Source organism: Marinobacter sp., assembly GCF_041686475.1.
Taxonomy (GTDB): domain Bacteria; phylum Pseudomonadota; class Gammaproteobacteria; order Pseudomonadales; family Oleiphilaceae; genus Marinobacter.
Genome location: NZ_JAWLDU010000091.1, coordinates 1 through 6,639 on the forward strand (window position 1 = coordinate 1; position 6,639 = coordinate 6,639).

Consider the following 6,639-nt stretch of genomic DNA (forward strand, 5'->3'; position numbering starts at 1 on the left):
GAAATGACCCGCGAGGAGGCAGACCTGCTGGGTGCCTACCTGAAACGGGATCTGGAACACCTGCTGCACTTTGTAGAGGAAACCGGTGAAGGCCTGAAGGAATGGTTGCAACTGGATATCTCTCTGCTGGAACACCAGCTGGCGGATATACTGTTCTCAGTGGCGGACAAGACCAAACTCGACACACTCGAGCTGACCCAGAAGCTGGAAAGCCACGAGCCCAGCCAATACATCACCGGTGAAGTGGCAACCGCAGGCATGTTCAAATGCCTAAACTGCGGCCACATGCGCTGCCTGACAGCCACAAATCACCTGGAACCCTGTGAAGCCTGCGGCTCACACTATTATGAGCGCGTCACCAGTCGCTGGCCCCGTAAATCGGAGTAGACGAAGTCGTAATCCGACGGGAGTTAGCAACAGAGCCAGAAAGGCCATGGGGTGGGGGACCCTTTTCTGCCAGAAAAAGGTGTCCGAGCGCAGCGAGTTCTTTTTCCAAAGAAAAGGGTTCCCCACCCCGTGGCCAAGCACTCACCATTCAGGCTGCCCGGACATTAATCGAAATCAGTTCTTGGGAATCACCCGCACCCGAACAAACACGATCAGAATCGCAGCCAGCGTCAGCACCGGCCAGGAGCCGGACAGCATGTAGGGTGTATTACCTTCAGCGGCATAGACCTCGCCAGTCAGAACCCCGCGTTCAAACTGCGGAATGGTTTCGGTGATCTGGCCCTTGTGATCGATGATGGCGGTGACGCCGTTGTTGGTGCCCCGGAGCATGTAACGCCCGGTTTCCAGGGCTCTCATGCGGGCAATCTGCAGGTGTTGCAACGGACCGATGGAATCGCCGAACCAGCCATCGTTGCTGATGGTCAGTAATAGCCCGGCGTTACGAGCGTTGCTGGCGACGAAGTCAGGATAGGCCACTTCGTAGCAGATAAACGGCATGATGTCGGTGCCGTTGGCATCAAGGGGTGACTGGTTGGAAGGCCCCCGGCTGAAGCTGGACATGGGCAGGTCAAAGAAGCCGATCAGGCCGCGGAGCCATTGTTGAAGAGGCACATATTCACCGAAAGGCACCAGCTTCTGCTTGTGGTAGATGCCGTCGCCATTGCCGATGGCCATGATGCTGTTATGGAAAGTGTAATCTTCAATGCGATCACTGAATCCGTACCAGGGAATGCCGGTAATCAGGGTGCTGTTTTCGCCCAACTCTTCAGCGATGTGATCAATGACCTTTCCCGCTTCATCCTGGGGGATAGGGATCGCGGTTTCCGGCCAGAGGATCAGGTCGGTATCCCAGTGATCTTCCGTCAGTTCCAGATAGGCCACGATCTGGTCCCGCAGGAAGTCCGGGTCCCATTTGATCTGCTGGGGAATATTGCCCTGCATGGATGCATACGTGGTGGGTTCTTCATCGAGCGTTGTCCACTGTGCAGTGGCGACTGCCGGACCGCTAACCCAGGGTAGCAGGGCCAAAACAGCCACCAGCGAGGTACTGGCATAGCGTGCATTTCTTGCCAGCCACCAGCAGGCGATGACCGCAACACCGGTAACGGTAACCCAGAAGGTCACACCATGAACCCCCACCAGCGGCGCAAACCCGCCCAGGGGTCCATCCACATGTGCGGTGCCCAGATAAAGCCAGGGGAAGCCCGTCAGCAACCAGCCCCGGATCCAGTCAGCCAAAATCCACACCGCCGGGAACAGCAGCATTCGTCTTACCGGGCTTTCTTTGGCCAGTTTGCCCCAGGCCCAGAAGGTCAGCCCATGAACAAGGGCGAGTCCCGCCACGAAAATAACCGTGAGAATAATGGCCAGTGGGATCGATGTGTTACCGTGCTCGCTGATGCTGACGTAGACCCAGCTTGCACCGGTGCCGAATAAACCGAGCCCCACAAGCCAGCCGGCCCGGAACAGTTTTTTCGGAGCCAGTGGCAAACAACACAGCAGAATCAGCGCAACGGACACAGGACCCAACCACCACCAGTTGAACGGTGAGAAGGTCAGGGTCTGCATGGCGCCGGCGATCAGGAGCGTCGCGGCGCGCAGCCAGGGGTGTTCAGAAAGCGGTGATGTCAGCATGGAAGTCCGGGTGGGTGTATTACTCGTCATCACCACGCGTTACCTGCAGCAGACGGATGACACGGTTGTCGGCGTTGGCAATGGTGAACTGCAACCCTCCGAACTCCACCGACTCGCCCCGCCTGGGCAGGTGGCCGAACTCCTTGAGCACAACGCCACCGATGGTGTCGAACTCTTCCTCGTCCAGCTCGGTTTCGAAGAACTCGTTGAAGTCGTCCACCGGCGTAACTGCCTTGACGGCGTAGGTGCCATCGCCACGAGCCTTGATGTGGGTCTCTTCGTCGAAATCGTGTTCGTCCTCGATCTCGCCCACAATCTGTTCCAGCACATCCTCGATGGTGATCAGGCCGGCGGTGCCGCCGTACTCATCCACCACAATGGCCATATGATTGCGGGTTTCCTTGAATTCTTTCAGCAACTGATTCAGGCGCTTGCTTTCCGGCACGAAGGTGGGCGGCCGCAGAATCTCGCGAATGCGGTTCCAGATGAGATCGTTGTTCAGGGCCAGGGGGAGCAGGTCTTTGGCAAGCAGCACGCCAATCACGTCGTCCTGGCTGTCACCGATCACCGGAAAGCGGCTGTGGGCGGAAGAAATGATTTCGCCCAGAAATTCCTTGGGGTCCTGGGATGCCTTGACGGTAACCATCTGGGAGCGGGGAATCATGATTTCATCCACCCGCATATCGATCACTTGCATGGCACCTTCGATGATGCTCATGGCATCGGTATCGATGATGTTCTGGGACTCGGCGTCCCGCAGGATTTCCAGCACGTCCTCGACGGACTCAGGCCCGCTGGATAAGGCCTGTGATATACGCTCCAGCCAGGACTTGTTGCTGCCCTGACTGCGACTCGACTGATCGTCGTTCATGAGTCTTTTTCCGTTTCCTCTGTCTAGTAAGGATTACTGAACCCGAGCTGCCCTAGCAACCGGATTTCGAGGGCTTCCATGACCTCAGCCTCATTATCGTCAATATGGTCGTAGCCCTGAAGGTGCAACATGCCGTGCACCACCATATGGGCCCAGTGTTCCATCAGCGTTTTCTGCTGTTCCGTGGCTTCTTTTTCTACCACCGGTGCGCAGATAATCAGATCACCAGCCAACGGAACCGTTATACCGGCTGGCGCTTCAAATGGAAAGGATAGTACGTTGGTTGGCCCTGATTTCCCACGATACTGACTGTTAAGTCCGGCAGATTCAGCTTCAGCAACGATACGGATCGTTACCTCCGATGGATCCTTTCCCAGCCAGGCCGCCCCGGCCCAGCGATCAAAATCGGCACCCGCCGGCACGCCTGGCGCCTCGAACGCCCGCTGCAAATCGACTGTCAGTTTACTCACTGGCCCGTGACGCTCCCGTCATCAAAAGAATCATAGGCCTCAACAATCCGCTGGACCAGTGGATGACGAACCACATCCCTGGCTTCAAAGCGTGTGAAACCGATCCCCGACACCTTACTCAGCACCCCCGCGGCATGGATCAGGCCCGAGTTCTGGCCCCGGGGCAGGTCCACCTGGGTGGTGTCGCCGGTAATCACGGCGGTAGAGCCGAACCCGATCCGCGTCAGGAACATCTTCATCTGCTCGCGGGTGGTGTTCTGGCTCTCATCCAGAATGATAAACGAATTATTCAGGGTACGACCCCGCATGAACGCCAGCGGCGCGATCTCGATCACGCTTTTCTCGATCAGCCGGGTGACGTGATCGAAGCCCAGCATTTCGTAGAGAGCGTCATAAAGCGGGCGAAGATAGGGGTCCACCTTCTGCGCCAGGTCGCCGGGCAAAAAGCCAAGCTTTTCACCGGCTTCCACCGCGGGCCGGACCAGCAGAATGCGCTTCACTTGCTCGTCTTTCAGCGCCTCGACAGCACAGGCCACCGCCAGCCAGGTCTTACCGGTACCGGCCGGACCGATACCAAAGTTCACATCGTGGGTGCGGATGTTATGCACGTACTTCTGCTGGTTCTCGCCCCGGGGCTTGGCCTGCAGTTTCGGCGTTTTGATAACCGTGACCGCGCCGTTGTAGGGCACGTCGTCCGGCAACCGCTCGAAGCCGGTCTCGCGGATAAACAGATGAACCATGTCCGGTGAGATATCATCGTTGGCCTCGGTCTCCCGGTACAGATGCCGGATAACCTCCGTGGCGGCCGCCACATGCTCGGTTTCGCCTTCCACCCGGAAATGGTGGCCACGGCGACCGATCTTGACGTTCAGGCGCCGCTCGATGTGCTTCAGGTGCTCGTCGAACTGGCCACACAGAGTGGTCAGCCGGTGCTGGTCTACCGGGTGCAGGTCGAATTGTCTTGAGTCGTTGGTTTTCAAACAGTCTCCGGTTGTGTTTTGGCTCCCCTTTGGTGGTGTCTTCGGGGAGGTTGCTTTTCTTGCATCGTGCGACGGACGCTGGGCGGGGCGGCTGTCCAAAAAACGCCCGTGAATACGTCCATGTAGGGCTCGGTCGCGCCATCCCTGGCGCTCCACGTTTTTGGACAGCCGTCCCGCCCAGCGCCCTTTATGTTTATGTGCAGGCCCGCATGAACAAATACAAGGTCGGATTAGACGAAGTCGTAATCCGACAGATTTCGGGCCATTTGCAGCCCGCGGCCATTGTTGGATTGCGCTGCGCTTAATCCAACCTACGTTTTTTCGCAGACACGACACGGGTTCGCGGAGAGTGGTGGGGGCCTCCTCCCAAAAATGTGCGGAGCCATGGATGGCGGAGCTCAAGCGCACAGGGAAGTGCTTGTAGCGTTTTTTGGGAGGAGGTACCCATCACTCGCCATTCACCAAGCCCGGGACCCATAGGAGCCCAAGCTCAATACATCTCCGAGCTAACAGGCACCCCACGCAGAGAATTAGGCATAGCCTCCCGAATCTCTACATCGATAAAGTGCCCAACCACCTCCGGATTCTCATGCCGGAAGTTCACAATACGGTTGTTCTCGGTACGGCCAGCGTACTCACCGGGGTCCTTCTTGGACAGGCCCGTGACCAGAATACGCTGGGTTGTACCCACCATCTTGCGGCTGATGTCCATGGCCTGCTGATTGATCCGCTCCTGCAGGATAGACAGGCGTTTCTTCTTTACCGCCATCGGCGTGTCATCCGGCAGGTCCGCTGCCGGTGTGCCGGGGCGGGCGCTGTAGATGAAGCTGAAGGACACATCGAAACCGATATCGTTGATCAGCTTCATGGTGTCTTCGAAGTCCTTTTCGGTTTCCCCGGGGAAGCCAATAATAAAGTCCGAGGAGAAACTGATATCCGGGCGGATCTTGCGCAGGCGGCGGAGCTTGGATTTGTACTCCAGGGCCGTGTGGCCACGCTTCATGGCTGCCAGGATGCGATCGGAACCGCTCTGGACCGGCAGGTGCAGGTGGCTGACCAGTTCCGGTACCTGCTCGTAGGCTTCGATCAGTGAATCGGAGAACTCCACCGGGTGAGAGGTGGTGTAACGGATGCGGTCGATACCGTCGATGGTGGCAATCAGGGTAACCAGTTCCGCCATGTCCATCACATCGCCGTCGTGGGTTTCACCACGGTAGGCGTTAACGTTCTGGCCCAGCAGGTTGACCTCGCGGACGCCCTGGCCGGCCAGGTGGGCTACTTCCGCGATCACGTCGTCCACCGGGCGACTGACTTCCTCACCGCGGGTGTAGGGCACCACGCAGAAGGTGCAGTACTTGCTGCAGCCTTCCATGATGGAGACAAACGCGGAAGGGCCGTCGGCGCCGGGGTCGGGGAGGTTGTCGAATTTCTCGATTTCCGGGAAGCTGACGTCCACCACGCCCACGCCGTTACCCTTGGCGCGCACTTCGGTGATCATATCCGGCAGGCGGTGCAGGGTCTGCGGGCCGAAGACCATGTCCACGTAGGGCGCACGGTCGATAATGGCCTGGCCTTCCTGGCTGGCCACGCAGCCGCCGACGCCGATAATAAGGTCGGGTTTCTTGCTCTTCAGGCCTTTCCAGCGACCCAACTGATGGAATACCTTTTCCTGGGCTTTTTCCCGGATCGAGCAGGTGTTCAGCAACAGAATATCGGCGTCGTCCGGCGAATCCGTCATCTCCACGGTTTCGCCGGTCTGAAGCAGGTCCGCCATTCTGGATGAGTCGTACTCGTTCATCTGGCAACCATGGGTCTTGATGTACAGCTTCTTGGCCATGTTTCTCAACGTTTTTTTGGTGTGTGGCTTGCGCCGGAAGGTCAGAATTGGCGCTAAAAATATTGGTCGGCCATTATAACGGGGTGATCAATCCGCAACCACCTCTGTCTCGGCAATCCTCTAAATCGGCTGTGGTATTATTGGCCGACTTAGCTCTGGGAGTAGAAGCGGTTAGGGGGAGGCTTTCCAAAAAACGCCCGTGAATACGTCCCTGTAGGGCTCGGTCGCGCCATCCCTGACGCTCCACGTTTTTGGAAAGCCTCCCCCTAACCGCTTCCCCAACTGATGTGTTAAACCTCATTCACTAAAACTCTCAAACAACATGACCCCCAAACGCCTGGCCCGAATCAAACAAACCCTTAACACCCGCCAGCCAGACCTCAGCGTCCTCACCGACCA

6 protein-coding genes are annotated in these 6,639 nt (G+C 57.8%); 1 reads left to right on the forward strand and 5 read right to left on the reverse strand.

Translation table 11 applies throughout. The features are described from left to right. Nucleotides 1-387, forward strand: a 387-nt coding sequence (locus ACESMB_RS14050; protein WP_372971879.1) for a zinc ribbon-containing protein, incomplete at its 5' end; no start/stop codon positions are given. A gap of 174 nt (nucleotides 388-561) precedes the next feature. On the opposite strand, the gene lnt is transcribed toward ACESMB_RS14050, so the two are convergent. The 5 genes from lnt to miaB all read right to left on the reverse strand — a co-directional run bounded on the left by lnt (nucleotide 562) and on the right by miaB (nucleotide 6,240). After that, entirely contained in the window at nucleotides 562-2,112 is a 1,551-nt protein-coding gene (gene lnt, locus ACESMB_RS14055) for an apolipoprotein N-acyltransferase (protein ID WP_372971880.1), read from the reverse strand. Further along, nucleotides 2,102-2,953, reverse strand: a complete 852-nt coding sequence (locus ACESMB_RS14060) for an HlyC/CorC family transporter (RefSeq protein ID WP_372927730.1) — start codon at nucleotides 2,951-2,953, stop codon at nucleotides 2,102-2,104. The genes lnt and ACESMB_RS14060 overlap by 11 nt, the downstream gene beginning before the upstream one ends. A 23-nt stretch (nucleotides 2,954-2,976) precedes the next feature. Then, complete coding sequence (gene ybeY, locus ACESMB_RS14065) at nucleotides 2,977-3,423, reverse strand: rRNA maturation RNase YbeY (RefSeq protein WP_372971881.1); 447 nt, start codon at nucleotides 3,421-3,423, stop codon at nucleotides 2,977-2,979. Further along, nucleotides 3,420-4,403, reverse strand: a complete 984-nt coding sequence (locus tag ACESMB_RS14070) for a PhoH family protein (protein ID WP_372971882.1) — start codon at nucleotides 4,401-4,403, stop codon at nucleotides 3,420-3,422. The genes ybeY and ACESMB_RS14070 overlap by 4 nt, the downstream gene beginning before the upstream one ends. Before the next feature lie 490 nt (nucleotides 4,404-4,893). Beyond that, the gene (gene miaB / locus ACESMB_RS14075; protein WP_372971883.1) at nucleotides 4,894-6,240 is read right to left on the reverse strand and encodes a tRNA (N6-isopentenyl adenosine(37)-C2)-methylthiotransferase MiaB; all 1,347 of its coding nucleotides are present in this window, start codon (nucleotides 6,238-6,240) and stop codon (nucleotides 4,894-4,896) included. Between the last annotated feature and the right edge of the window lie 399 nt (nucleotides 6,241-6,639).

Coding starts and splice junctions, on each gene's coding strand:
- lnt (WP_372971880.1), bottom strand. CDS start 2,112: ATGACGAGTAATACACCCACCCGGACTTCCATGCTGACATCACCGCTT.
- ACESMB_RS14060 (WP_372927730.1), bottom strand. CDS start 2,953: ATGAACGACGATCAGTCGAGTCGCAGTCAGGGCAGCAACAAGTCCTGG.
- miaB (WP_372971883.1), bottom strand. CDS start 6,240: ATGGCCAAGAAGCTGTACATCAAGACCCATGGTTGCCAGATGAACGAG.